The organism is Saccharopolyspora antiqui (genome assembly GCF_052246905.1).
Taxonomy (GTDB): domain Bacteria; phylum Actinomycetota; class Actinomycetes; order Mycobacteriales; family Pseudonocardiaceae; genus Saccharopolyspora.
On record NZ_JBQQBO010000006.1, the window covers coordinates 121653 to 146708 of the forward strand.

Below are 25056 nucleotides of genomic sequence, written 5' to 3' on the forward strand. Positions count from 1 at the left end.
CGGACAGGCCGGAAATGTCGCGCAACGAAGGTGAGCAGGAGCCGGTGGTGGTCCGGGATCGGCGACGCATCGACCCCGTGACCGGCCAGCGCCGGGTCCCTGCTCCGAACGGAGAAGAGACGCAGGTGGCCGAAAGCATGTCCGGCACCCTCGACGAAGCGGTCGTCAAGGCTGCCGAGCAGCAGGCCGAGCAGCCCCAAGCCGAATCGGCCGAGTTGCAGCAGCAGGTCGACGAGCTCACCGCCGACCTCAAGCGCGTCACCGCGGAGTACGCGAACTACCGCAAGCGGGTGGAACGCGACCGCGAAGCGGTGATCGCCGCGGCGAAGGCGTCGGTGGCCGCCGACCTGCTGACCGTGCTCGACGACCTGGAGCGCGCCGAGGCCCACGGCGACCTCAACGGTGCGTTCAAGGCCGTGGCGGACAAGCTGATCACGGCGCTGAACTCGGCCGGGTTGGAGCCGTTCGGCGAGGAAGGCGACGAGTTCGACCCGTCGGTGCACGAGGCGGTGCAGCACACCACCTCCCCCGACGTGTCGGGCCCGACCGTGACGGCCGTGTTGCGCCGCGGCTACCGGTTCGCCGACCGGCTGCTGCGTCCGGCGATGGTCGCGGTGACCGACCACGAGCCCGCTGCGGAATCGCCCGCCGAGCCCGCGGCCGAGGCGGAGCCCGCAGCCGGCGAGAACCAAGCCGAACAGGGTTGATCAGGACCGAAGGGAGGGGCGTCCGGTGAGCGCCAGGGAATGGCTTGAAAAGGATTTCTACGCCGAACTGGGCGTCTCCTCCGGGGCTTCGGCCGACGAGATCAAGAAGGCGTACCGGAAGCTCGCACGGGAGAACCACCCGGACGCCAATCCCGGCAACGCCCAGGCCGAAGCCAAGTTCAAGGCCGTCTCCGAGGCCTACGGGGTGCTCTCCGACCCGGAGAAGCGCAAGCAGTACGACGAGGCCCGGAAGCTTTTCGGGTCTGGCACTTTCAGCGGTGGCCAGGGCGGCTTCGGGGGTTTCGGCGGGTCAGGCGGCGGGTTTGACATCGGCGATCTCTTCGGCGGCGCGCAGAGCGGCGGCGGAGGAGGGATCGGCGATCTCTTCGGCGGCCTGTTCGGCAATCGCCGTCCCGGCGCGACCACGGCGAACCGGCCGCGCCGCGGCGCCGACGTGGAAACCGAGGTGCGCATCGACTTCGCCGAGGCGGTCAAGGGTGCGACCGTGCCGCTGCGGCTGTCCAGCCCGGTGAACTGTCCGACCTGCCACGGTTCGGGCGCCAAGCCGGGCACCCGGCCCCGAACCTGCCCCAACTGCACCGGTTCCGGGCTGGTGACCCGCAACCAGGGCGCCTTCGCGTTCAGCGAGCCGTGCCCGGACTGCCGCGGTCGCGGCACCCTGATCGACACGCCGTGCCCGGACTGCAACGGCGAAGGGGTCAGCACCCGCAGCCGGACGCTGACGGTGCGGATCCCGGCCGGGGTGTCCGACGGGCAGCGGATCAGGTTGGCGGGTCAGGGCGAACCCGGTCGCCACGGTGCCGCCACCGGTGATCTGTACGTGGTGGTGCACGTCAATCCGCACCGGGTGTTCGGACGTTCCGGTGATGACCTGACGATCACGGTGCCGGTCACTTTCCCCGAGCTGGCGTTGGGCACTACGTTGACCGTGCCGACCCTGGACGGGAAGGTGTCGCTGAAGGTTCCGGCCGGGACCGGCAGCGGTCGCACCTTCCGGGTGCGCGGCAAGGGTGCGGGCAAGAAAGACGGCAGCAGCGGCGATCTCCTGGTGACGTTGCAGGTCGCCGTTCCGTCCAAATTGGACGGTAAGGCGGCTGAGGCATTGGCGGACTACGCGAAGGCGACCGCCGACCACGATCCGCGGCACGACCTGAACGAGTTGCTCGGGAGGTAGTCATGGCCGGTCGCCCAACCGATCCGGGCTTCGGATTCCCGCCGGGGGCCAACGAGGACACGCCGATGTTCGTGATCTCGGTGGCGGCCCAGCTCTCCGGGCTGCACGCGCAGACGCTGCGCAGCTACGACCGGCTGGGCCTGGTCTCCCCCGGACGCACCCCGGCGGGCGGCCGCCGCTACTCCCTCCGCGACATCGCGCTGCTGCGCGAGGTGCAGCGGCTCTCCCAGGAGGAGGGCGTCAACCTGGCGGGCATCAAGCGGATCATCGACCTGGAGAACGAGGTCGACGCGCTGCGCGCGAAAGTCCAAGAGCTGGCCGAAGAAGTGGCCGCCGCGCACGTCGCCGCCGAGCAGGCCGCGGCCCAGGTGCACGCCTCCTACCGCCGCGACCTGGTCCCGATCCGCCAGGAAACAGCCCTGGTCGTCTGGAAACCAGACCGCAAACGCCGCCGCTAGCACCTACCCCCGAACCCGCTCCACGCGGCGACACCCGTTCTGTTTAAGAGTGAAGGGCACCTTTGACCGGCTTAGTCGGTCAAAGGTGCCCTTCACCTCGCACTGATGGTGTGAACCTGGGGTGCGGGTTAGTCGAGGGTGAAGGGGTCGTAGCGGATGTGGTCCAGCGGGGTGCCAGCCACCAGCATCCGGGAGACCGTCGCGCGGATCATCGACGGCGAGCCGCTGACCAGCACATCCCAGTCCGCCCACGCGCCGTAGCGGGTCACCACTTCGGCGAGCGTGCCGTGTTCGGCGCCGACGACGGCCGGGTCGTTCTCCAACACCGGCGTGATCGTCAGCCACGGGTTGTGCATCGCGACGCGCTGCAGGTTCTCCAGGTCGTAGAGGTCCTCGCGGGTCCGGCCGCCGTAGAACAGCTGCACGCGCGGGTTGTCGCCGTACTGCGCGAGGTCGTCGATGATCGCGCGCATCGGGGTCAGCCCGGTGCCACCGGCGATCATCAGGACGTCCGGGGAGGTCTCCCGGTCCACGGTCAGCCGACCCATCGGCGAGCCGATCCGCCACTGGTCGCCGGGCCGGGCGTGCCCGACCAGCGCACGGCTGACCCAGCCGCCCTCCACGGCCCGGATGTGGAACTCCATGATCCCTTCGTCGTTCGGCGCGTTGGCCGGGGTGAGGTAGCGCCACAGCCGGGGCCGCTGCGGCACCTCGACGCTCACGTACTGCCCGGCCTGGTAGGGCACCGGGTGGTCGGGGCGGATTCGGACCACCGCGACGTCCCAGCTCAACCGCTCGTGGTGGATGAGCTGGCCGGTGTACCAGGCGGGGCCGTCGTCGGCGGCGGCCGCCTCGGTCATCGCGGAGGCCATCACGGTGTAGGCCTCGGCCCAGGCCCGCTCCACGCTGTCGGTCCAGGCGTCACCGGCGTACTTCTTGATCGAGGCGAGCAGCGCGGTGCCAACCGCCTCGTAGTGCGCGGCGACCACGCCGAACTTGCGGTGGTCGCGGCCGAGCTGGTGCAGGAACGGCAGCAGCTCGTCTGGTTTGTCGACCATCTGGATGACGTGCACGAGCGCCCGCAACAGGCGGCTGCGCTGCACTTCCATGTTCACCGCGAACAGTTCGCGGGTGGCCGGGGAGAGGCTGAAGAGCATGCCGTAGAAGAACCTCGCCACTTCGTCGGCGTGCGGCTCCACCACGGCGAAGCTCTCGCGGATCAGGCGGACCATCTTGCTCACACCGGAGTTCGATGGCTCGCGGTTCGGGGGCGGTCCAGGGCTCAGTACGGCGTTCGCTGTCATGGCTCGGGGCAGTTTCTCCACGTTGGCGGTCGTACCCAGGCAGGCACACCGCTACTTGCAAGCGTCCCCCGACACAGGTTGGACCCTAACTCCTGCTCGATGGCGCGTGTGCCTTGATGCCACTTTTGAGTGTTTTTTAACTACTTCTCGTAGATAATGCATGGACCTGTCGGGGGAACCTAGTATCCACTGCTGTTAGCGCAGAGGGAGACGTGACACGGTGACCCGCGTGATTCCCGATCACCCGACCCCGACCGGCACGGCCGAGAGCGCCCTGCTGGACCTGGAGCTCTCCGATCCGCCGACCCGGAACGACGCCTGGCTGGTCACCGCTGCGCTGCAACACCACCCGCTGCTGCCCGACACGCCGCCGCGTGATCCGTTCGCCGAAGACCGACCGGACCCGCTGCCCGGCTCGGCCGGGGAACACCTGCTGCAATGCGCGTTCGGCACCGAGAAACGGGCCCGGAAGTTCTACCAGGATCAGGTGCTGGACCACCTGAACCGGCAGATGAAGGAGTTCATCGGGCGGATGGAGATGGCGTTCGTGGCCACCTCTGACGCCCGTGGCGACTGCGACGCCAGCCTGCGCGCGGGGCCACCCGGCTTCGTCGAGGTCCTCGACGACCGGCACCTGTGCTACCCGGAGTACCGCGGCAACGGCGTGCTGGCCAGCTTGGGCAACATCAGTGAGAACCCGCACGTCGGGATCTTGCTGGTGGACTTCGTCACCGACCTGATAGGCCTGCACGTCAACGGCAAGGCCCGCATCGTCGAGGACGCCGACCTGCGCGCCATCCACCCGGCGCTGCCCACCGGGTTCGACCGCGGCCGCACCCCCGAGCGCTGGGTGGTGGTGCGGGTCGAAGAGGCCTACATCCACTGCCGCAAGCACATCCCGCGGATGGTGCCGGTGCTGCGCCAGCGCAGCTGGGGCACCGACGACGTCAAGCGCAAGGGCGGCGACTACTTCGGCGCCAAGGGCACGCCCCGGCCGTGGCACCAGCCCGAGCCGGTGGGCAGCCCCGAGCGCTGATCACCCGACCGCGATCCGCCACCCGGACCGAACCAGCGCGTTCATAGAGTGGGCGAAACGGACTAGCGTTGGTTTCAAGCACTCTCGGGTGCGGACCGACGGTGGCGCCTCCACGACCTGCGGGGGCGCGGGTGGGAGAACTGTGATCGAGGACGAGGAGCGGGGTTCGATCGGCGCACCGCGCGAGGAAGGCGTCGACCGGCGCGCGGCGGCGGAGACCGTCGAGCGCGAACTGGTGATGATGTTCCGCCGCGCCCGCAACCTGTCGACCACGGTCGCCGCGCACGTGCACCCCGACCTGGACCCGGCCTCCTACAGCCTGCTGCTGATGATCGACGACGCCGGACCGCTGCGCGGCATGGACGTGGCGGACCGCACCGGACTGGACAAGTCCACGGTGAGTCGGCAGATCGCGACCCTGGTGGACCTGAACCTGCTGGAGCGGGCGCCGGACCCCGATGACGGCCGGGCCCGCCGCATCCAGCTCTCCGAGTTGGGGCGCGAGCGGCTGTCCAAGGTCCGCGCCGAGCGCCGCAAGCACCTGCACGGCGAGTTCGCCAGCTGGTCCACCCAGGACCTCAAGGATCTGGCCCGACTTCTGGGCAAGCTCAACACCATGATCTGAGCCCGAGAACCCTTCTTCGAGCTGGTTTGCGTTGTGGTGCGGGTGGCGGAACCTCAGCGGCTTTCTCGACTCCGGGATCCCCGACTTATGCATGTCCGTCTACCACCACAAGCGGCTGCGCCGCTTGCCTGACGAGGCTGGTGTTGAGCGCTGCGCTAATCATCGGGGTGTTCATCGACTTCGGTGGGCGCCCTGAGTCGTTGCGGTGCGAGGTGTCACAGGTCTACAAGTTGTGCGTTGCAACTAATCAGCGTTATAGTTGCGTGCAGCAACTAAAGGAATGGGCCATGGGACCGAAACCAGAGACTTGCAGCGAACTGCTCGGACCGCTCCGCGCGATGCTCGGCCTCAAGCAGGTAGCCATGCAGCGCGGGCATTTCACCACCGATCAGGTGCCCTACGCCGCCGCCGGGTTGCTCACCGAACTCGTCTACCGCGGCGAATGCCGGGCATCCGACCTCGCCCACCACCGGATCGTCGACGCGTCCGTGGTGAGCCGCCAGGTCGGGCAGCTCGAACAGGCAGGCCTGATCAGCCGACGACCCGACCCCGCGGACAAACGAGTAGTGCTGCTGCGCGCCACCGCCGATGGCGAGCGCGCGGTAGCCCAACTGGAACGCAAGAAAGCGGAATGGATCGGCGAAGCCCTGGCGACCTGGGACGACGCGAAGGTGCGCGAACTCGCCCTGCTGCTGGGAGACGCGATGACCGACATCCGCCGCTACGCGACCAACTACGGGGTCTGCGCCACCGACTCCGTGACCAAGGAAGGAACTCGATGACCACCTCGACGGAGACGGCGCCCGACGCAACAGTGCCGGTCCGCCGGGACGGGCGCGCAGAACCCGCCACGGGATCGTCGATGACGCATCGGCAGATCCTGGAGGCGATGTCGGGCCTGATGTTGGCGCTGTTGGTCGCCATCCTCAGCTCGACGATCGTGTCGAACGCGCTGCCCCGGATCATCGCCGATCTCAAGGGCACCCAGGGCCAGTACACCTGGGTGGTCACGGCGATGCTGCTCACCTCCACCGCATCCACCCCGATCTGGGGCAAGCTCTCCGACCTGTTCAGCAAGAAACTGCTCTACCAGCTGGCCATCACCATCTTCACGATCGGCTCGGTGCTCGGCGGGTTCGCGCAGTCGATGGAGACGCTCATCGGTTTCCGCGCCCTGCAGGGCATCGGCATGGGCGGACTGCAGGCGCTGATCCAGGTCGTGATCGCCGCGATGGTGTCCCCGCGCGAACGCGGTCGCTACAGCGGCTACATCGGCGCCACCTTCGCGGTCGCCACGGTCAGCGGACCGCTGGTCGGCGGCGTCATCGTGGACACCCCCTGGCTGGGCTGGCGCTGGTGCTTCTGGGTGACCGTGCCGATCGCGGTGATCGCCTTCATCGTGCTGGGCAGGACGCTGCGGCTGCCGGTCGTCAAGCGCGCCGTCAAGATCGACTGGTTCGGGGCGTTGTTCCTGGTCGGCGGGGTGAGCCTGCTGCTGGTGTGGGTCTCGCTGGCGGGTAAGAACTTCGACTGGTGGTCGGTGGAGACCGCGACCTACGTGGGCGGTGGCCTGCTCGCGCTGCTCATCGCGTTGATCATCGAAACCAAGGTCAGCGAGCCGATCGTGCCGCTGGGCATGTTCCGCAACCCGACCGTCACGCTGGCCACCATCGGCACCGTCGCGGTCGGCACCGCGATGTTCGGCGGCGCGGTGTTCCTGGGGCAGTACTTCCAGATCGCGCGCAGCTTCACCCCGACCACCGCGGGCCTGATGACGCTGCCGATGGTCGTCGGGCTGTTCTTGTCCTCGACGGTGTCCGGGCAGATCATTTCCCGGGTCACCGGCAAGATCAAGCCGTTCCTGCTCGTCGGTTCGGTCGTGATGATCGCCGCGATGTGGCTGCTGAGCACCGTCGACCACGAGTCGAACCTGGTGCTGGTCGGCGTCTACCTGTTCCTGATGGGCACCGGCGTCGGCATGCTGATGCAGAACCTGGTGCTGGCGGTGCAGAACTCCACCAGCGGCAAGGACATGGGCTCGGTGACCGCGGTCGTGACGTTCTTCCGCACCCTCGGTGGTTCGGCGGGCGTCTCGGTGCTGGGCGCGGTGCTGGCGACCCGCGTGTCGGACTACATCGTGCAGGGCTTGGCGAACATCCCAGGCGCCGCGCAGGCGGCCGGGTCGGGCAGTGGTTCGCTGGACGTCGGTCACCTGCCGGGCCCGGTGCAGACCATCGTGCGGGCTGCCTACGGCGACGCGATTGGCGATATCTTCTTCATCTCCGCGTGCATCGCGGTGGTCACCTTCTTCGCGGTGCTGTTCCTCCGCGAGACGCCGCTGCGGACCACGATCGACAGTCATGAGGAAAGGGAGGCTGCTGCGGTGGCCGCGCACGAAGACGCTGTGGACAACCTCGGTCGGCCTGTGGACAACTCGGCCGCAGGACGTCCCGCGATGAACGGTTCTGCCCAGGTTGGGGGTGTCGGGTCACGGCCCGCACGGCTGGCCGACGAACCTGTGGACAACTCTGTGGATGACACCTTCGAGGCCTGGTCAGAGCCGGTTGGGCCGCGGCGCTACGCGACCAACGGCAGGCACTTGGCGGGCAACCTGGCGGCACCGGTCGACGGCGGTGGGCTGTTCGTGCACGGCACCGTCCAGGACTCGATCGGCACACCGGTCTCCGGGGTGGTGCTGACCCTGACCGACGCCAACGGCCGACAGGTCGAGCGCGCCCGCACCGACCACGACGGGCGCTTCCAGCTCGGCGTCGCCCACGGCGGCACCTACGTGCTGATCGCCTCCGGCGGCAGCTACCAGCCGACCGCGTCGATGGTCATGGTCGCCGACCGCCCGGTCCGCCACGACGTGCAGCTGCTCGGCGCCGGTCAGCTGACCGGCCTGGTGCACGTCGGCGGCCAGGGCATCGCCGGAGCGATGGTGGTGCTCACCGACGTCCGCGGGGAGGTCGTCTCCACCGCTGGGACCGGACCTGACGGCAACTACCTGTTCGCGGACCTGGTCGGCGGCAACTACGCGCTGACCGTCACCGCACCCGGCTACCGGCCGGTGGCGAACTCGGTCACCGTGACCGACGGCGAGGAGAACGTCGTGGACGTCGCGCTGCAGACCGGCACGCGGCTGAGCGGCGTGGTGCGCTCGGCGAACCTCGGGGTCGCGGTGCCCGATGCGCGGGTGACCCTGCTGGATTCCGGCGGGGCGGTCGTCGGCGCGGCCACCACCGACATCGACGGCAACTACACCTTCACCGACCTGCCGGACGGCGATTACACCGTGATCGCCACCGGCTACCCGCCGGTCGCCACGTCGTTGCGGCTCGCCGGTGAGCAGAGCACGCACGACGTCGAACTCGGTTACCCGCAGGCCGACTGAAACGCGGGCGGGCGCGGTATCTTCCGCAGCAGAACGGGATGACCGATTCATCCGGTGCGGAAGTGCGGCCCCTGACCGACAGCCACAGAGGAGATGTTCTAGATGGATCTCGGCCAACGGCAGGCCGTCACGCCCGGGAACGCACCCGCCGGGGCGGGCGCGGTCACCGCGACGGTGCGCGGCAGCGACGGCTGGCCGGTACCCGAAGCGGTGCTGACCGTCATCGACGCCACCGGCACCCAGGTGGCCAGGGTGCAGGGCGACGCGCAGGGGTCGGTGGTGGCCTCCGGCCTCAAAGCCGGTGCCTACACCGCGATCATCACAGCGGTCGCGCACGAACCGGTCGCCCGCAGCACGCTGGTGCACGACGGGACCGCCGCCACCCTCGGCGAGGTCGAGCTGCGCCGGGTCGGCGGGTCGGACCTGCCCGCGCCCGGCTTCTGGCGGATCGACCCGGTGCACTCGTCGATCCTGGTCACCGCCAAGCACCTGGGGATCAGCAGCATCCACGGCCGGTTCAACGAGTTCAGCGGTGCGGTGCAGATCGGCAACCCGGTCGAGGCGTCCACGGTGGCGGTGAAGATCACCGCGGCCAGCATCGACACGGCCAACGGGATGCGCGATGACCACCTGCGCACCAAGGACTTCCTGAACGTGGAGCAGTTCCCGGAGATCACCTTCCGGTCCACCGCGCTGCGACCGCGCGGCGGCGACCGCTGGGACCTCGACGGTGAGCTCACCCTGTGCGGGATGACCCGACCGGTGCGGCTGGACACCCGGTTCGCCGGGGTCGGCCCGGACCCGTGGGGCGGCACCCGCGCCTCGGCGACGGCGAGCACCCAGCTGCGCCGCGAGGACTTCGCGATCACGTTCAACCAGGCGCTGCAAACCGGTATCGCGGCGATCGGCACCACGCTGAAGGTGGAGATCGACATCCAGGCGGTCCGGGAGGACTGATGTCGGGAAGCGGAGTGAAGGGCACCTTTCACCAACTAACTTGGTAGAAGGTGCCCTTCACTCGTACCTCATCGTGTGAACCCGAGGTGGGGTGGGTGCCGAGTTGAACCTTGAGTGGAACTAGCTCAACTTTCCTCACGTTGACTATGTAGTAGACCGTTGTGCGGGTGATGATGTGCTCGCACCAGGTGCTCGGCGACGAGGTGAGGAATGGACGCGTTCAACCCGACGACCAAGACCCAACAGGCGATTTCGTCCGCGGTGCAGGCCGCAACGGTGGCAGGCAACCCGGATGTCCGGCCCGCGCACCTGCTCGGCGCGCTGCTCGCCCAGGGCGACGGGCTGACCGCGCCGCTGCTTACCGCGGTCGGCGCCGACCCGGCCGAGGTGCGCCGCGAGCTGGAGCAGCTCGTCAACGCGCTGCCAGCGGCCACCGGCAGCACGGTGTCCGCACCGCAGCTGTCCCGCGACGCGGTCAAGGCGCTCACCCACAGCCAGCGGCTGGCGACCGAGATGGGCGATGAGTACGTCTCCACCGAACACCTGCTGGTCGGCCTCGCCGCCGAGGGCGGCCGGATCGCCGACCTGCTGCGCAAGCACGGCGCGACGCCGGAAGCGCTGACCGAGGCGTTCGGCAAGGTGCGCGGCTCGGCGCGGGTGACCAGCCCGGATCCCGAGGGCACCTACCAGGCGCTGCAGAAGTACGGCCAGGACCTCACCGAGCGGGCCCGCAAGGGCGAGCTCGACCCGGTGATCGGCCGGGACGCCGAGATCCGGCGCGTAGTGCAGGTGCTGTCCCGCCGCACCAAGAACAACCCGGTGCTAATCGGCGAACCCGGCGTCGGCAAGACCGCGATCGTGGAGGGCCTGGCGCAGCGCATCGTCGCCGGCGACGTGCCGGAATCGTTGCGCGGCAAGCGGGTCGTGGCGCTGGACCTCGGCTCGATGGTGGCCGGTGCGAAGTACCGCGGCGAGTTCGAGGAACGGCTCAAGGCGGTGCTCAAGGAGATCACCGAATCGGCCGGGCAGATCATCACCTTCATCGACGAGCTGCACACCATCGTCGGTGCCGGGGCCTCCGGCGAGGGCGCGATGGACGCCGGGAACATGATCAAGCCGATGCTGGCGCGCGGCGAACTGCGCATGGTCGGCGCGACCACCCTCGACGAGTACCGCGAGCACATCGAGACCGATGCCGCGCTGGAGCGCCGCTTCCAGCAGGTGCTGGTCGGCGAGCCGAGCCCGCAGGACACCGTGGCGATCCTGCGCGGCCTAAAGGAGCGCTACGAGGTGCACCACGGCGTGCGGATCACCGACGGCGCGCTGGTCGCCGCGGCCACCCTGTCCGACCGCTACATCACCGCCCGGTTCCTGCCGGACAAGGCCATCGACCTGGTCGACGAGGCCGCGTCCCGGCTGCGCATGGAGATCGACTCCCGGCCGGTGGAGATCGACGAGGTCGAACGAGCCGTGCGGCGGCTGGAGATCGAGGAGATGGCGTTGTCCAAAGAGGACGACCCGGCCTCGCTGGAACGGCTGGCCGCGCTGCGCGCCGAGCTCGCCGACCGCCGCGAGAAGCTGTCCGAGCTGACCGCCCGGTGGCAGCAGGAGAAGGAGTCCATCGACAAGGTCCGCGACCTGAAGACGCAGCTGGAGCAGCTGCGCGGCGAGTCGGAGCGCGCTGAGCGCGACGGCGACCTGGGCAAGGCCGCCGAGCTGCGCTACGGCCGGATTCCGCAGCTGGAGAAGGAACTCGACGCGGCCACCCACGCGCAGACCGAGCGCAAGGCGATGTTGCAGGAGGAGGTCACCCCGGACGACGTCGCCGACGTGGTCAGCGCCTGGACCGGCATCCCGGCCGGTCGCCTGCTGGAAGGCGAGACCGCCAAGCTGCTGCGCATGGAAGACGCGCTGGAAGCGCGGGTGGTCGGGCAGGCCGAGGCGGTGCGCGCGGTGTCCGACGCGGTGCGCCGGACCCGCGCCGGGGTCGCCGACCCGGACCGGCCGACCGGCTCGTTCCTGTTCCTCGGCCCCACCGGCGTCGGCAAGACCGAGCTGGCCAAGGCGCTGGCCGGATTCCTGTTCGACGACGAGCGGGCGATGATCCGCATCGACATGAGCGAGTACGCCGAGAAGCACTCGGTCGCGCGGCTGGTCGGTGCCCCGCCCGGATACGTCGGCTACGACCAGGGCGGGCAGCTGACCGAGTCGGTGCGGCGGCGGCCGTACTCGGTGGTGCTCTTCGACGAGGTGGAGAAGGCGCACACGGACGTCTTCGACGTGCTGCTGCAGGTGCTCGACGACGGACGGCTCACCGACGGGCAGGGCCGCACGGTGGACTTCCGCAACACCATCCTGGTGCTGACCTCGAACCTGGGCTCGCAGGCGATCGCCGACCCGAACCTGACCGAGCGGGACCGCGACGACGCGGTGCTCTCGGTGGTGCGCAGGCACTTCAAGCCGGAGTTCTTGAACCGGCTGGACGACGTCGTGGTGTTCCACTCGCTGTCCACGGAGGAGCTGACCACAATCGTGGACATCCAGGTGGACCGCCTCGCGCAGCGGCTGGCCCAGCGGCGGCTGAGCCTCGACGTGCAACCGGCGGCGCGGGACTGGTTGGCGCTGGGCGGTTTCGACCCGGTGTACGGCGCGCGCCCGCTGCGCCGACTGGTCCAGTCGGCGATCGGCGACCAACTCGCCCGCAAGCTGCTGGCCGGAGAGATCCGCGAGGGCGACAAGATCCGCGTCGACACCACCGACGACAACCAATCCCTCACAGTCACCCCGGTCTGATTCGCCTGAAGGGCACCTTTGACCGGCACAGTCGGTCAAAGGTGCCCTTCACTCCTACCTGATGGTGTGGTGGGCGTGTCGGGTCAGTGGCGGATGAGGGTGGACAGGGCGGCGATGGCTGCGAAGAACGCGGCCGTCACGGCGAAGACGACCGTCGCCGTCACCAGGCCGAAGGTCGTGCTCAGGAAGCCGAGGGCCACGCTGGGGACCCCGGCCGACAGGTACGCCACCACGTAGATCAGCGCGGAGGTGCCAGCCCGGTGCTCGGCAGCCGCCAGCCCGATCAGCATCCGGAAACCGCCCATGAACATCAGACCCCAGCCGATGCCCAGCACCGCCGAGCTGACGAAGAACACCGCGGCGCCGTCCTCGATCGCGGAGGTGGCCACCCCGGCGAGCCCGACGATCATCAGCGGCGCACCGATGCGAACCACCCGGCGCGCCGCCCACCCGGACAGCACGAGCTGCGCCAACCCGCCGAACCCGGCCAGCACCGCGACGGTCAACCCGCCGACGAGGTACGGGTTTCCGCTGACCAGCCCCTTGGCCACCGACGGACCGAGGGACATGAACATCCCGCCGACGATCCACGCCGCGAGCAGGGTCGTCGCCATCAGGGCGAACGCCGCGCCCTTGCCGGTCGGCACGGTGGGCCGCTGCGGGCGGAGCACCTCGCGCAGCGCGCTGCGGCGCGCGACCGTTTCGGGCATCGCGAGCACGATGGGGATCGCGATCACGAAGCCGAGGATGAGCAGCAGGTAGCTGGTCAGCGTGGGGCCGGGCGCGAACTCCACCAGGGCACCGGCCAGCAGCGAGCCGACCGCCATACCGAACCCGGCCGCGACGCTGTTGATCAGCGGCCCGTGGTTGGAGCCGGGCCGCTGGAAGTCCAGCAGCGCGGCGCTGATCGCGCTGGTCGCAACCCCGGTCGCCAGGCCCTGCAACGCCCTCCCGACGTACAGCCACCCGACGTCGGGCGCGGCGGCGAGCACCAGCACCGCGACGATCTCCACGGCCAGCGCGGCCAACAGCACCGGGCGACGGCCGATGTGGTCGGACAGCGAGCCGAACAGCAGCAGGGCCAGCAGGATCGCCACCGCGTAGACGGCGAAGACCTCGGTGAGCACCGTGGTCGTGAAGTGCCATCGCTGCTGGTAGATCGCGTACATCGGGGACGGCGCGGTGGAAGCCATCAGGAACACCGCGTACAGCGTGCCGACGAACCAGAACGAGGCGGGCCGGGACAGCGAGCCGCTGCGGAACGCGGCTCGTGCGGTGTTGCGGGGCTCGACGAGCTCGGTGGTGGCCATGCCTGTCCTCTGCTTCCAGCGAACGGCTCGGTGCGCAGCCCGACCGAGCGGAACGGATCATTCCGGTCCGTTGAAACCAGGATGCGGAATGAATCATTCCGATCCGGCGTATCCTGTGGTCGTGGCCACACTGAACAGATCGGCGCGATATGACGACCAGGTCATCGCCGCGGCTCGCTCGGTGTTCGCCGAGCAGGGCTTCGCGGCCCCGATGGCCGAGGTCGCCAAGCGCGCGGGAGTCGGCGTGGCGAGCGTGTACCGCCGGTACCCGAGCAAGCAGGAACTGGTCGAGCAGGTTCGCATCGCCGCGTTCCGGCTGATCCTCGACGAAGCGGAGGCGGCTCGGGCCGAGGAGTCCGATCCGTGGCAGGCCCTCACCCGGTTCATGCACCGCTGCCTGCGCGAAGGGGCGGGCATCGGCACGGTGTTGCCGCCGGTGGGCAAGCAGTACGCCTACTCCGACGAGTTCCGGAACTTGCAGCGGCGCGTCGCGAAGGTGATCGAGGAGTTGGTCGAGGCCGCGAAGCAGTCCGGCGAACTGCGCGCGGACGTCGACTGGACCGACATCCTGCTGCTGTTCAAGCACCTCAACCCCGCGCTGCCGACCGGCGAGTCCCGTCGTGCCGAGCTCCGCGCCCGCTACCTGGGCCTGGTGCTCGAAGGCCTGCGCACCGGTGGTCCCGAGCTGAGGGGGCCAGCGCCGGATCGCGACGAGTGGCAAGCGCTCTGCGACAACTTCGGCTCCTGACGCGCCCGGTTCGTCCTGCCCGAGGTCCCTGTCCCACCTGCCGTCCGAGCTTCGGCTCGGGCGGATTTTTGCTGTTCAGGGGCATTTTCGGGGGTTCCTCTTGACCAAGGTTGATACACCATTATCCTATGGTCATAGGTAAATAGAGATTGGAGTGAGTGCTTGATCGAGTTCCGGGTTGACACGGGATCGGGTGTGCCGCCGTACCGGCAGCTCGTGCACCAGGTCGAGCACGCTCTCCGGCTCGGACAGCTGCACGTCGGGGATCGGCTACCCACCGTCAAGCAAGTCGCGAAGAACCTGGTCATCAACCCCAACACGGTGTTGAAGGCCTATCGCGAGCTGGAGCACAAGGGATTGGCGAAGGGGCGACCCGGCCAGGGCACGTTCATCGAACGCGGCCTGACCGGGCTACCCGCCGAGAAGCAGGCCGAACTGCGCGTCGATCTGGAGAAGTGGTTGACCGCCGCCTACGAGGCGGGCATGGATGCCGAGGGCATCGCCGCGATGGTCGCGACGGTGCTCCACGAGAATCGATCTGAGGGGAAGTCTTGACCGAGATAGCGATCAAAACCACCGGGCTGGGCAAGCGCTACCGGCGGAAGTGGGCGCTGCGCAACTGCACCATCGAGATCCCGGCGGGCCGGGTGGTCGGGCTCGTCGGCCCGAACGGTGCGGGCAAGTCCACGCTGATGAACCTGATGGTCGGCCTGCTGGCACCGACCGAGGGACGGGAGGAAGTGTTCGGCGAGCGGGTCGTGCCCGGCACCGTGCTGCACCGCGTCGCCTACATCGACCAGGAGCACTCGATGTACCGGAACTTCCGGATCGACGAGATGCTCAAAGCCGGTCGGTTGCTCAACGCTCGGTGGAACCAGCAGATCGCCACCGATCGACTCGCCGAACTGGACATCGCGTTGAACAGCAAGGTCGGTGAGATCTCCGGCGGCCAGCGGGCGCAGGTCGCGCTGGCGCTGGCCCTGGCCAAGGAACCCGATCTGCTGGTCCTCGACGAGCCGGTGGCCAGCCTCGACCCGCTGGCGCGCCGCGAGATGATGTCCAGCCTGATGGCCGCCAAGGCCGATCGGGACTGCACCGTGGTGCTGTCCTCGCACGTGGTATCCGAACTGGAACGGCTCTGCGATTACCTCGTGGTGCTCGACCGCGGAACTGTCAAGCTCGTCGGCGATATCGACACCCTGCTGGACGAACACCGCGTGCTGGTCGGACCCACCACTGCGCCGTCTCCCGCTGGCGCGGTGCACCGCCACGTCAACGAGGACCGGGCGACGGTCCTGGTGCGCGGTGCGGTCCGGGCCGACGCCAGTTGGCGCGAACAGCGGGTCAACTTGGAAGAACTGGTGATGCGGTACCTCAGCCTCGCCGTTGCGAAGGAGCAGGCTGCGGAGCTCGCGGCGTGACCTGGTTGGCCTGGCGGCAGCACCGCACCGGGATCGCCGCCTTCGCCGCCGTCTTCCTCGGTCTCGCCGCTTTCTACCTTTGCTGCGAACCGCTGGCGGCGGTACCCGAGGGGTCCGCACTGGTTCGCATCCTCGCGGCTGTCGAGAGCTACGGTCGGCTGCTGCTGCTTCCGCTGCTGGTCGGCATTTTCGTCGGTGCCCCGGTGGTGGCCCGCGAACTGGACAGCCGCACGTTCCGCTTCTCGTGGACGCAAGGCATCTCCCGCGCGCGCTGGCTGCGGACCAAGATCCTGATCGCCGGTGGCGCGGTACTGCTGCTGAGCACCGCGTGCGCCGTGGCGCACATGTGGCTGTTCCGGCCGGAAGCGCCGACGACCGGATGGTTCCGGATCTTCAACCAGGCCGCACCGGTCTTCCCGGCCAGCTGCCTGTTCGCCTTCGCACTGGGAGTCCTGTACGGCACCGCGTTGCGGGGGATGATTCCCGCGATGGCGGCGACCCTGGCTACCTCGGCGGCGGTGTTCATCGCGGTTTCGCAGCTGCGCTCGTCTTACCAGACGCCGATCCGCAGCACGGCCCCCGCGCCTGAGCTGGGAGCACCGGCGCCACCCGGCGCCCTGGTGATCGGTGAGCGCTTCGAAGGCGACCGCTACGTCCGCCTCTTCCACCCCGCCGACCGGTACTGGACCTTCCAGTTCGTCGAAACCGGGATTTACCTGGCGCTCGGCGCTTTGTGCCTGGCCACCGCGTTCTGGTGGCTGCGCCGCAAACTTACCTGATTCGCAAGGAGAAACCCCATGTCATTAGGGCTGTTGCCGAATGCTGCCCAAAAACTACAGGAGGCTCTGGGATGATCTGGCTGACCTGGCGGCAACACCGCTTCGCGGTCTCCGGTATAGGTGTCGTGTTCGTCGGCATCGCCGCCGTTCTGCTGGTGATCAGCAGCCAGCTGCGCGCTGGACTTGATGCGGACGGGCTGGGCTTGTGCATCGGCATCAACTACGACTGCGGTAGCCACCTCCCGCAGATCGCGCTCATCGAACAGTTCCGCGGGACGCTGATCCCGCTGGCACCCGCGCTGGTGGGCGTCTTCCTCGGAGCGCCGTTGCTGGCCAAGGAACTTGAGCAGCGCACCCTGCGCTACACCTGGACCCAGGGCATCTCCCGGACCTACTGGTTGAGCCGCAAGGTCCTGATGCTCGGCGCTGTCGTACTGCTGTTCAGCTCGCTGGTTTCGGCCGCCTTCATGTGGTACTACGCCCCCGCGGCGCCGATGCGCGGCTGGTTCGACGTCTACTCGGCGGCGTTCCCGGTGTTCCCGGCGATGTGCCTGTTCGGTTTCGCGCTCGGCGTCCTCGCCGGTACCGTGCTCCGACACCTGCTGCTGAGCATGGGCGCCGCGCTGGTCGGATTCCTCGTTGTGCTGGCGCCCATCGCGGGCTGGCTGCGCTACCACTACCTGCCGACGGTGCAGATGCGCGCGGCGGACTACGACTCGCTGGGCAACCAGGGGACGCTGGTCGATACGTACTTCGGCAGCGCTTCGGGCGAAGTGCTGGACATGACGCAGGCATGCCAGCAGGCCGGGATCCCGTGCTCCGCGACCGGCTTCAACACGCAGCAACTGGAGCAGCTCAACCAGGCCGGCTTCGCGCGGATGGTGGAAATCCAGCCGGTCGACCACTTCTGGACCTTCCAGCTCATCGAGACCGGGATCTTCCTGGTGCTGGCCGCCGCCTGCGTCGTGGCGACCTACCGGCTGTTGCAGCGCAAGGCCGTGTGAAACCCGAACCAGATCGCTGCGAGAGGAAAACCATGCGCACTCGAAAATTGCTGACCGCCGCGGCGCTTGCGGTGGCCGCGACGGTGGTCGGCACCGGCACGGCGAACGCGATCATCGGTGGTGGGCCCGCCGACGAGCCCTACCCCTTCATGACCTCGGTGCAGATGCCCGACGAACCGCGCTTTCACTGCGGCGGCTCCCTGATCGACGAGCAGTGGGTGCTCACCGCCGGGCACTGCGTGGACATCTACCAGCCGGAGCAGTTCACCACCCGCACCGGCAGTCCGGACCGGCTGGGCGGCGGCGAGGTCCGCAACGTCACCCAGATCGTCCTGCACCCGCAGTACAAGCAGAACTTCCTGGCGCAGTACGACATCGCGCTGCTGAAGCTGGACAAGCCGGTCGACCTGCCCACGGTGCGGATCGCGGACGCGAGCCCCGAGCCGGGCAAGGACACCAGGCTGATCGGCTGGGGGCGGGAGTGCACCATGGCCGAGTGCGGCGAGGACTCGGTCTTCCCGCAGCGGCTCAAGCAGTTGGACACCGAGGCGACTGCTGACTCGGACTGCGCGGAGGACTCCGACGGGACCGTGGACATCTGCACGCTCAGCCCGGGCGGGCAGTCCATGTGCCAGGGCGACTCCGGCGGGCCCTCGCTGGTTCGCGACCCCGACGGCGAGTGGATGGTCTCCGGCATCGCCAGCCGCTTCGCGCAGGGCGGCGACGAGGCCAACGTCTGCACCAGCACGCCGAGCATCTACACCGATGCCACGGTCTTCCGGGACTGGATCGCGCAGACCACCGGGGCCTCGACTCTCGGCTGAGACGCGGTACCCCTGGGGGCTGAGTGGAGGACGGGCGGCACGCCGCCCGTCCTCCGGCATTCCCACCGGGTTTTCCCAGGTCAGTGACAACCAATGGTGCGGTTCCACACCGGATGTCCAGGTGATCTTCGTGTTCCGCAGTGATCGGACTACCCTGCGCACTGTGGGCATACCTGCGTGGCTCTGGTTCGTCATCGCCGTCGTCGCGATCGGTGCGGGTGTCGCGCTGCTGATCGCCGATCGATCGCAGCGCACCTCGAACAACCGGGAACGGCGCCGCTGGGCGGCGCTGCGCGGCTGGCAGTTCGCCGAGGCCGACCAAGTCCTGCCGACCCGGTGGGATCGCGGCGTGCTCGCCCAGTACAGCAGCGTGACCGCCGTCGACGTGGTGGCCGGGTCGACGTTCACCGCCGACGGGCGGCGCCAGGTGTACGTCCTCGACCTGGACGTCAGCGGCAAGAGCGCCGCGGTGCTGGTCGCGATCCGCTGTCGGCGGACCGCCCCGGCCACCATCGAGCTGTGGCTGCCGGACGTGCCGGTGCCGCAGGACTCCGGGCTGGACCTGCTCGGCCCGGTCGGGTCCCGGTACGCCTTCGTCACCGAGGTGGCCGCCGCCCGGCCGCTGGTGACACCGGATCTGGTGGACGCCACCGAAGAAATCGGCCACGACGTCACCGTGGTGTGGCTGGAGAACGACTGGGTGCTCGCGGCGCTGCACCCCGACGACGCCGACCCGGCGCGGCTGGAGCGACTGCTGCGCGACCTCGGCGAACTCGCCGACCTGGTCGACCCGTTCGACACCGACCCGAACGAGGCGGAGATCCCCGCCCAGGCCGAAACCTCCTCGGAACACCAGCACTGACCCGGCCGCGAGACAGAGCGGCGCTTTCGCGCGTATTGCGCGCTACCGCGCCGCTTCTCGTGGGGAGTGGGTGACGATTTCGCGCGAAATCGCCCGTCCCCGCCGCAGGAGTCGAAGGCGGCACGGCCGCTGCGAAGACGAGGCCGAGCCCTTCTCGGCCCAGGGGTGAACTCTTCGGTAGGTTCGGCACATGGCTACCGCACTCGTCACCGGCGCCACCGCAGGCATCGGGCGCGCCTTCGCCCGCCGACTCGCCGCGGAAGGCCACGACATGGTCCTGGTGGCCCGCGACACCGGGCGGCTCGCCGAACTCGCCGACCGCCTGCAGGCCCGGCACAACGTCCGGGTCGAAGTCCTCCCGGCCGATCTGGCCGATGCCGACCAGCGGGCCGAGGTCGAGCAGCGCCTCGCCGACGACCAGCGACCGGTCGACCTGCTGGTCAACAACGCCGGATTCGGTACCTCCGGCTCGTTCTGGGACGCCGAAGCCGCGACGCTGCAACGGCAGCTCGACGTCAACGTGGCCGCCGTGCTGGCGTTGACCCACGCGGCGGTGCGGGGCATGCGGGAACGCGGCCGGGGCGACGTGATCAACGTGTCCAGCGTCGCCGGGTTCTTCTCGGTGTCGGGGTCGACCTACGCGGCGTCCAAGGCGTACGTGACCGCGTTGTCCGAAGGGCTGTCGGTGGCACTGGCCGGATCAGGGGTGCGGATCATGGCGCTGTGCCCCGGATTCACCCAGACCGAGTTCCACCAGCGGGCCGGGCTGGAGATGGGGCGGCTGCCCAAGTCGTTCTGGTTGCAGGCCGACCAGGTGGTGCACGAGGCGCTGGCCGATCTGCGCCGCGGCAAGGCCGTGTCGGTGCCGGGTGTGCAGTACAAGGCGCTCGTCACCCTCGGCCGGTTGGTGCCGCAGAAGTTGCAGCGCATGATCGTGACCCGAACAACCCCGGGACGCACCTGAGCCGTCCGTGCTCCGGCACCGTTGTGGTGAGGGGTGAGGGGCACCTGTGACCCAGTTACTGGGGCACGGGTGCCCCTCACTCCGTCTCGGCACCCGGTGGTGCCGCCGAGTGCGGTTGCGACCCCGGAGTCGTAGGGGGCGGAGAGGCGGCCGGTATGCTGAAAACTCGTGGTCAAAGTGGATGAACAGCAGCGCACCGAGCTCGCCCGCCTCGTCCGGGAGCTCGCCGTGGTGCACGGTCGGGTCACGTTGTCCTCCGGCAAGGAAGCCGACTACTACGTCGATCTCCGCCGCGCGACGCTGCAACACCAGGCGGCACCGCTGATCGGCAACCTGCTGCGCCAGCTCACCGCCGACTGGGACTACGTCGCCGTCGGCGGTCTCACCCTCGGCGCCGACCCCGTCGCGGTCGCGATGATGCACGCCGAAGGCCCCGCGCTGGACTCCTTCGTGGTGCGCAAGAACGCCAAGGCGCACGGCATGCAGCGGCTCGTCGAAGGCCCGGACGTCACCGGTCGCCGAGTGCTCGCCGTCGAGGACACCTCGACCACCGGAGGCAGCGTCCTCACCGCGGTCGAAGCGCTGCGCTCGGTCGACGCCGAGGTCGTCGGAGTGGCCACCGTGGTCGACCGCGACACCGGGGCGCGCGAGGCGATCGAGGCAGCCGGGTTGCCGTACCGCTCGCTGCTGAGCTTGCCGGATCTCGGGTTGGCGTGAGCGAGGACCTCGGTCCCACCGAGTGGGGCAGCACCGTCGGAGTCGGCCCGTGGTCCGGGCCGTGGCCCAGCGACGAGCGCTACGACCCGGAGCTGTTGGAGCACGGCGATCGCCGCAACGTCGTCGACCACTACCGGTACTGGCGGCGCGAAGCGATCGTCGCCGACCTCGACCTGCGGCGGCACGACTTCCACGTGGCCATCGAGAACTTCCAGCACGACCACAACATCGGCACGGTGGTGCGCACCGCCAACGCGTTCGCCGCTAAGGCCGTGCACATCGTGGGGCGGCGGCGCTGGAACCGGCGCGGCGCGATGGTCACCGACCGGTACCAGCACATCCAGCACCACGCCGACCTGGCGGAGCTGCGCGGGTATGCGAAGGAGCACGACCTCGCGCTGGTGGCGGTGGACAACACCGTCGGCGCCCAGCCGGTCGAGCGGACCGCGTTGCCGCGCCGGTGCGTGTTGCTGTTCGGGCAGGAAGGCCCCGGTCTGCGGGAGGACTCGCGGCGCGACGCGGACCTGGTGGTCTCCATCGCCCAGTTCGGATCAACCCGGTCGATCAACGCCGGAGTCGCAGCGGGCGTCGTCATGCACACCTGGATCCAACAACACGCCAACCTCGCCGAAGCCTGGTGAGAACGAGGTGAAGGGCACCTTCTACCAAGTAAGTTGGTAAAAGGTGCCCTTCACCCTTCGCCCGAACGGAGCACGCCGTTCAGGCGACGCCGGTGCTGGTCAGCTGGCGGCGTTGCGGGCCTTTTCGCGGCGGCCCTTCACGTATTCGATGATGATCGGGATGATCGAGACCAGCACGATCACGATCGCCATCACTTCGAGGTTGTTCTTGATCCACGGGATGTTGCCGAGGAAGAAGCCGAGCACCGTCATGCTCACCGTCCACGCGACACCACCGATCGCGGAGTAGGTGAAGAACTTCCGCTGATCCATCCGCGCGACACCGGCGACGGCCGTGATGAAGGTCCGCACGATCGGGACGAACCGCGCCATGATGATCGCGCGTGCCCCGTAACGCTCGAAGAACTCGTGGGTCTTGTCCACGTGCTCGCGTTTGAACAGCTTCGAGTCCGGTTTGCTGAACATCGTCGGTCCGACCTTGCGACCGATCCAATAACCCGTCACGTTGCCCACGAACGCGCACACCGCCAACAGCAGGCAGACCAGCCAGATCGGGGTGTCGATCGCGCCGGTGGCGACGAACAGGCCGGTGACGAACAACAACGAGTCACCCGGCAGGAAGAACCCGATGAGCAGGCCGCATTCGGCGAAGATGATCAGGCACACGCCGATCAGCGCGAAGGGGCCCATGGACTCGATGATGTGTTCCGGGTCCAGCCAGTCCGGCAGCAGCGCGAGCGCGGGAGTGGCGGCGTCGACAATCGCTGGCAATTCGGTCGTCACGGCTGCCAACGGTACCGTGGCCGCCCCAGCGCCAGCCCTCGGGCGAACAACCGCCGAATGCGCTGGGCAACTCCCCGATCACCCGGCGGTGGAGGTGCTGGGGATCAGGGGTGTCGTCGCGACGGAAAGTGGGCTGTTCTAAGGGACTTCTGCCGCCGCGCTCACCCGGCCGGGTAGAACAAGGTGAGCACTCCGGCGATGCCGCCAGCCAACAGGCCGAGCAGCAGCGCGAACAGCAGGACCCCGAGGACCGGCAACCGCTTGCGGGGCGGCGCGGCTTGCGGTGGCGCAGCCGGGCCCGGACTGCCACCGGCCTGGGCCCGCAGCGCGGCGGAGAGCAGATGCGCGGGGTCTGGTGAGGTCACAGCCCGAGCCTAGCGACGATCGCCCACCCGGAATGGTCGGTTGGCGGGTCAGCGCAGTTGGGTGCCGTTGTTCAGCACCGCGTTCAGGTTCAGGGTTTCGTCCAGGACGACCAGGTCGGCTGCCAGGCCGGGGCGGATCTCGCCGATCCGGTCGGCGAGGCCGAGCAGGTGCGCGGGCTTGGTCGCGGAGGCCGCGACCGCTTCCGGCACCGTCAGCCCGCAGGTGGCTACGAGGTTGCGGAACGCCACGTCCATGGTCAACGTGCTGCCCGCCAGCGAACCATCCGCCAGCCGAGGCTCGCCGTCGGTCACGGTGACCGGCAGTTTGCCCAGCTCGTAGGTGCCGTCGCCCGCCTCGGTCGCGCTGATCGCGTCGGTGACCAGCACGGTCCGCCCGGTGCCCGCGTGCGAGGCCGCCAGCTTCACCACGGCCGGATGCAGGTGCACCAGGTCGCAGATCAGCTCCACGGTCACCCGCTCGTCCTCCAGCAGGACGCCGATCGGCCCCGGCTCCCGGTGGTGCAGCGGCCGCATGGCGTTGAACAGGTGCGTGGCCACCGTCGCGCCCGCTTCCACCGCGGGCACCACCTGGTCCAGCACTGCGTCGGTGTGCCCGACCGCGGCGATCACCCCGTGGTCGACGAGCTGCCGGATGGCGTTCATCGAGTTCGGCAGCTCCGGGGCCAAGGTCACCATCCGGACCGCACCCCGCCCGGCGTCCAGCAGCTGCTGGACCGCGGAGGTTTCCGGTGGCCGGAGGATCGCCGGGTCGTGCGCGCCGCAGCGCGCCGCGGACAGGAACGGCCCTTCCAGGTGGATGCCCGCCAGCGCGCCGTCGGTGACCAGTTCGCTGAGCGCGCCGATCTGCTTGGCCAGGTCGGGCAGCGGCGCCGACACCAGGCTGGCCAGCATCGTCGTCGTGCCGTGCGAGCGGTGCGTGTTGATCGCGGCGTGCGCTTGGTCGACCTCGATGCCGGTGAAGGAGCCGCCGCCACCGCCGTGGCAGTGGATGTCCACGAAGCCGGGCACCAGCCAGCGTCCGGCGAGCTCGAAGGTGCTGGCGGCCTTGGGCGCCGGGCCGGTGCCGACTGCGGAGATCTTCCCGCCCGAGACGCCGACCCAGCCGTCGTCCAGCACTCCGCCCGGGGTGACGACCCGCCCACCGGCGAGGATCAGTTCGGGATCGTTCACGGTGTTTTCAACCCTTCCGTCGCCAGCAGTGCTGCGCCGAGGCAGCCCGCGGTGTCGCCGAGCTCGGCCAGTTTGAGGTGAGGGCGGCGGTGATATGCCGCCAGCATGCCGTCCAATCGGGTGCGCAGCGGCTCGGTGAGAAGTTTTCCGGCTCGGGCGAACCCACCGCCGAGCACGATGCATTCGGGCGCCGCGACCGTCACCAGCACCAGCAGGCCGCGGGCGAGCGCGTCGATCGCGTCCTGCCAGACAGCTTGCGCGTCCGGATCGCCCGCCCGCACCGCGGTGGCGACCTCGGCGGCGGTTGCTTCCCTACCGGTGCGCGCCTGGTAGCGCCGGGCGACGGCGGCCGACGACGCGACCGCTTCGACGCATCCGCTGCTGCCGCACCCGCACGGTTCGCCGTGCCCGATGTCGACGTGCCCGATCTCGCCCGCGAAGCCGCCCCCGGAGTACAGCTGCCCGTCGAGCACCATCGCCGCCGCGATCCCGGTCCCGATCGGCAGCACGACCACGTCGCGCATGCCGCGAGCAGCGCCGAAGCGCACTTCGGCGAGTCCACCCGCGCGCACGTCGTGGCCGAAGCCCAGCGGCAGGTCGATGCGGGCGGCCAGCTGCTCGCGCAGCGGCGCGTCCCGCCAACCGAGGTTCGCGGAGAAAACCCCGACACCACGCGCCTCGTCGACCACGCCGGGCACCACCACGCCTACCGCGTCGACTGCGTTCTCCGCGCCGCCGCGCAGGTCGGACACCAGTTCGGTGACGGTGTCGACGACGCGATCGGCGGTCGCGGCGCCGTCGGAGCCGCGTGGCGTCGGGCGGCGCAGGCGCCGCAACGGCTGGGCGGTGTCGTGGTCGACGGCCACCAGCGCGGCTTTCATCTCGGTACCGCCGACGTCGACGGCGATGGCGTGTGCGGTCACGCCGACGATCCTCCGCTACAGCGGCCCAGTGGTCTACACCAAATTGGTGTGTCGT

The 25056-nt window shown here is 69.2% G+C and carries 25 protein-coding genes; 19 read left to right on the forward strand and 6 right to left on the reverse strand.

Annotated elements, in window-relative coordinates:
- Positions 1-14 precede the first annotated feature (14 nt).
- From grpE to ACTWQN_RS12680, 3 genes are read left to right on the forward strand one after another with little or no spacing between them, the layout of a single operon-like run.
- A complete protein-coding gene (grpE, locus tag ACTWQN_RS12670; protein WP_443203781.1) occupies positions 15-707 on the forward strand; it encodes a nucleotide exchange factor GrpE in 693 nt (230 codons plus the stop codon).
- 25 nt (positions 708-732) lie between these two features.
- A complete protein-coding gene (gene dnaJ / locus ACTWQN_RS12675) occupies positions 733-1902 on the forward strand; it encodes a molecular chaperone DnaJ (protein WP_443203616.1) in 1170 nt (389 codons plus the stop codon).
- A gap of 2 nt (positions 1903-1904) precedes the next feature.
- Positions 1905-2360 (forward strand): heat shock protein transcriptional repressor HspR, encoded by a 456-nt coding sequence (locus ACTWQN_RS12680; protein ID WP_443203617.1) that lies wholly within the window; start codon positions 1905-1907, stop codon positions 2358-2360.
- A 128-nt stretch (positions 2361-2488) separates the two neighbouring features.
- On the opposite strand, the gene ACTWQN_RS12685 is transcribed toward ACTWQN_RS12680, so the two are convergent.
- Positions 2489-3592, reverse strand: a complete 1104-nt coding sequence (locus ACTWQN_RS12685) for an FAD-binding oxidoreductase (RefSeq protein ID WP_443203782.1) — start codon at positions 3590-3592, stop codon at positions 2489-2491.
- A gap of 292 nt (positions 3593-3884) precedes the next feature.
- Here ACTWQN_RS12685 and ACTWQN_RS12690 point away from each other — a divergent pair, with 292 nt between their 5' ends.
- The 6 genes from ACTWQN_RS12690 (at position 3885) to clpB (ending at position 12469) form a co-directional block, all read left to right on the forward strand.
- Positions 3885-4700, forward strand: coding sequence for a pyridoxamine 5'-phosphate oxidase family protein (locus ACTWQN_RS12690; RefSeq protein WP_443203618.1), 816 nt, complete (start codon positions 3885-3887; stop codon positions 4698-4700).
- Positions 4701-4842: 142 nt separating this feature from the next.
- On the forward strand, positions 4843-5325 hold the full coding sequence (locus ACTWQN_RS12695; RefSeq protein WP_443203619.1) for a MarR family winged helix-turn-helix transcriptional regulator: 483 nt from the start codon (positions 4843-4845) through the stop codon (positions 5323-5325).
- Between the two features lie 287 nt (positions 5326-5612).
- Entirely contained in the window at positions 5613-6107 is a 495-nt protein-coding gene (locus ACTWQN_RS12700) for a MarR family winged helix-turn-helix transcriptional regulator (RefSeq protein WP_443203620.1), read from the forward strand.
- An 80-nt stretch (positions 6108-6187) separates the two neighbouring features.
- On the forward strand, positions 6188-8719 hold the full coding sequence (locus tag ACTWQN_RS12705) for an MFS transporter (protein ID WP_504230362.1): 2532 nt from the start codon (positions 6188-6190) through the stop codon (positions 8717-8719).
- A 102-nt stretch (positions 8720-8821) separates the two neighbouring features.
- Positions 8822-9676, forward strand: coding sequence for a YceI family protein (locus ACTWQN_RS12710; protein ID WP_443203622.1), 855 nt, complete (start codon positions 8822-8824; stop codon positions 9674-9676).
- Between the two features lie 210 nt (positions 9677-9886).
- Positions 9887-12469 carry an ATP-dependent chaperone ClpB gene (gene clpB / locus ACTWQN_RS12715; protein ID WP_443203623.1) on the forward strand — a complete coding sequence of 861 codons (2583 nt, stop codon included), beginning with the start codon at positions 9887-9889 and terminating at the stop codon, positions 12467-12469.
- 83 nt (positions 12470-12552) lie between these two features.
- Here clpB and ACTWQN_RS12720 read toward each other — a convergent pair whose 3' ends face one another.
- Positions 12553-13779: an MFS transporter gene (locus ACTWQN_RS12720; RefSeq protein WP_443203624.1), complete on the reverse strand. Its 1227-nt coding sequence runs from the start codon at positions 13777-13779 to the stop codon at positions 12553-12555.
- A 121-nt stretch (positions 13780-13900) separates the two neighbouring features.
- Here ACTWQN_RS12720 and ACTWQN_RS12725 point away from each other — a divergent pair, with 121 nt between their 5' ends.
- From ACTWQN_RS12725 to ACTWQN_RS12770, 10 genes are all read left to right on the forward strand, one after another.
- On the forward strand, positions 13901-14527 hold the full coding sequence (locus ACTWQN_RS12725; RefSeq protein ID WP_443203625.1) for a TetR/AcrR family transcriptional regulator: 627 nt from the start codon (positions 13901-13903) through the stop codon (positions 14525-14527).
- Between the two features lie 162 nt (positions 14528-14689).
- Positions 14690-15082: a GntR family transcriptional regulator gene (locus ACTWQN_RS12730; protein WP_443203626.1), complete on the forward strand. Its 393-nt coding sequence runs from the start codon at positions 14690-14692 to the stop codon at positions 15080-15082.
- Positions 15079-15948, forward strand: a complete 870-nt coding sequence (locus ACTWQN_RS12735; RefSeq protein ID WP_443203627.1) for an ABC transporter ATP-binding protein — start codon at positions 15079-15081, stop codon at positions 15946-15948. Before ACTWQN_RS12730 ends, ACTWQN_RS12735 begins: the two co-directional genes overlap by 4 nt.
- Positions 15945-16727 (forward strand): ABC-2 membrane transporter-related protein, encoded by a 783-nt coding sequence (locus ACTWQN_RS12740; RefSeq protein ID WP_443203628.1) that lies wholly within the window; start codon positions 15945-15947, stop codon positions 16725-16727. Before ACTWQN_RS12735 ends, ACTWQN_RS12740 begins: the two co-directional genes overlap by 4 nt.
- Positions 16728-16798: 71 nt before the next feature.
- The gene (locus tag ACTWQN_RS12745; protein ID WP_443203629.1) at positions 16799-17731 is read left to right on the forward strand and encodes an ABC-2 membrane transporter-related protein; all 933 of its coding nucleotides are present in this window, start codon (positions 16799-16801) and stop codon (positions 17729-17731) included.
- A 32-nt stretch (positions 17732-17763) separates the two neighbouring features.
- Positions 17764-18555 (forward strand): S1 family peptidase, encoded by a 792-nt coding sequence (locus ACTWQN_RS12750; protein WP_443203630.1) that lies wholly within the window; start codon positions 17764-17766, stop codon positions 18553-18555.
- A gap of 163 nt (positions 18556-18718) precedes the next feature.
- A complete protein-coding gene (locus ACTWQN_RS12755; RefSeq protein WP_443203631.1) occupies positions 18719-19417 on the forward strand; it encodes a TtfA family protein in 699 nt (232 codons plus the stop codon).
- A 190-nt stretch (positions 19418-19607) separates the two neighbouring features.
- Positions 19608-20381: an SDR family NAD(P)-dependent oxidoreductase gene (locus ACTWQN_RS12760; protein WP_443203632.1), complete on the forward strand. Its 774-nt coding sequence runs from the start codon at positions 19608-19610 to the stop codon at positions 20379-20381.
- Positions 20382-20549: 168 nt separating this feature from the next.
- Positions 20550-21098 (forward strand): orotate phosphoribosyltransferase, encoded by a 549-nt coding sequence (pyrE, locus tag ACTWQN_RS12765; RefSeq protein ID WP_443203633.1) that lies wholly within the window; start codon positions 20550-20552, stop codon positions 21096-21098.
- Positions 21095-21739, forward strand: coding sequence for a TrmH family RNA methyltransferase (locus ACTWQN_RS12770; RefSeq protein WP_443203634.1), 645 nt, complete (start codon positions 21095-21097; stop codon positions 21737-21739). Before pyrE ends, ACTWQN_RS12770 begins: the two co-directional genes overlap by 4 nt.
- A 99-nt stretch (positions 21740-21838) precedes the next feature.
- Here the strand turns inward: ACTWQN_RS12770 and ACTWQN_RS12775 are convergent, their stop codons facing one another.
- From ACTWQN_RS12775 to ACTWQN_RS12790, 4 genes are all read right to left on the reverse strand, one after another.
- A complete protein-coding gene (locus ACTWQN_RS12775; RefSeq protein ID WP_443203635.1) occupies positions 21839-22522 on the reverse strand; it encodes a DedA family protein in 684 nt (227 codons plus the stop codon).
- A gap of 161 nt (positions 22523-22683) precedes the next feature.
- Positions 22684-22887 (reverse strand): hypothetical protein, encoded by a 204-nt coding sequence (locus tag ACTWQN_RS12780; RefSeq protein WP_443203636.1) that lies wholly within the window; start codon positions 22885-22887, stop codon positions 22684-22686.
- Positions 22888-22935: 48 nt separating this feature from the next.
- On the reverse strand, positions 22936-24078 hold the full coding sequence (nagA, locus tag ACTWQN_RS12785) for an N-acetylglucosamine-6-phosphate deacetylase (RefSeq protein ID WP_443203637.1): 1143 nt from the start codon (positions 24076-24078) through the stop codon (positions 22936-22938).
- Positions 24075-25001, reverse strand: a complete 927-nt coding sequence (locus tag ACTWQN_RS12790; protein WP_443203638.1) for an ROK family protein — start codon at positions 24999-25001, stop codon at positions 24075-24077. Before ACTWQN_RS12790 ends, nagA begins: the two co-directional genes overlap by 4 nt.
- Positions 25002-25056: the final 55 nt, after the last annotated feature.

What these genes read in the sequence shown, in the direction of transcription:
- ACTWQN_RS12745 (WP_443203629.1), top strand. Translation starts at nt 16,799, where the DNA reads ATGATCTGGCTGACCTGGCGGCAACACCGCTTCGCGGTCTCCGGTATA.
- ACTWQN_RS12705 (WP_504230362.1), top strand. Translation starts at nt 6,188, where the DNA reads ATGACGCATCGGCAGATCCTGGAGGCGATGTCGGGCCTGATGTTGGCG.
- ACTWQN_RS12750 (WP_443203630.1), top strand. Translation starts at nt 17,764, where the DNA reads ATGCGCACTCGAAAATTGCTGACCGCCGCGGCGCTTGCGGTGGCCGCG.
- ACTWQN_RS12700 (WP_443203620.1), top strand. Translation starts at nt 5,613, where the DNA reads ATGGGACCGAAACCAGAGACTTGCAGCGAACTGCTCGGACCGCTCCGC.
- ACTWQN_RS12680 (WP_443203617.1), top strand. Translation starts at nt 1,905, where the DNA reads ATGGCCGGTCGCCCAACCGATCCGGGCTTCGGATTCCCGCCGGGGGCC.
- ACTWQN_RS12720 (WP_443203624.1), bottom strand. Translation starts at nt 13,779, where the DNA reads ATGGCCACCACCGAGCTCGTCGAGCCCCGCAACACCGCACGAGCCGCG.
- ACTWQN_RS12685 (WP_443203782.1), bottom strand. Translation starts at nt 3,592, where the DNA reads ATGGTCCGCCTGATCCGCGAGAGCTTCGCCGTGGTGGAGCCGCACGCC.
- ACTWQN_RS12710 (WP_443203622.1), top strand. Translation starts at nt 8,822, where the DNA reads ATGGATCTCGGCCAACGGCAGGCCGTCACGCCCGGGAACGCACCCGCC.
- ACTWQN_RS12760 (WP_443203632.1), top strand. Translation starts at nt 19,608, where the DNA reads ATGGCTACCGCACTCGTCACCGGCGCCACCGCAGGCATCGGGCGCGCC.
- grpE (WP_443203781.1), top strand. Translation starts at nt 15, where the DNA reads ATGTCGCGCAACGAAGGTGAGCAGGAGCCGGTGGTGGTCCGGGATCGG.
- clpB (WP_443203623.1), top strand. Translation starts at nt 9,887, where the DNA reads ATGGACGCGTTCAACCCGACGACCAAGACCCAACAGGCGATTTCGTCC.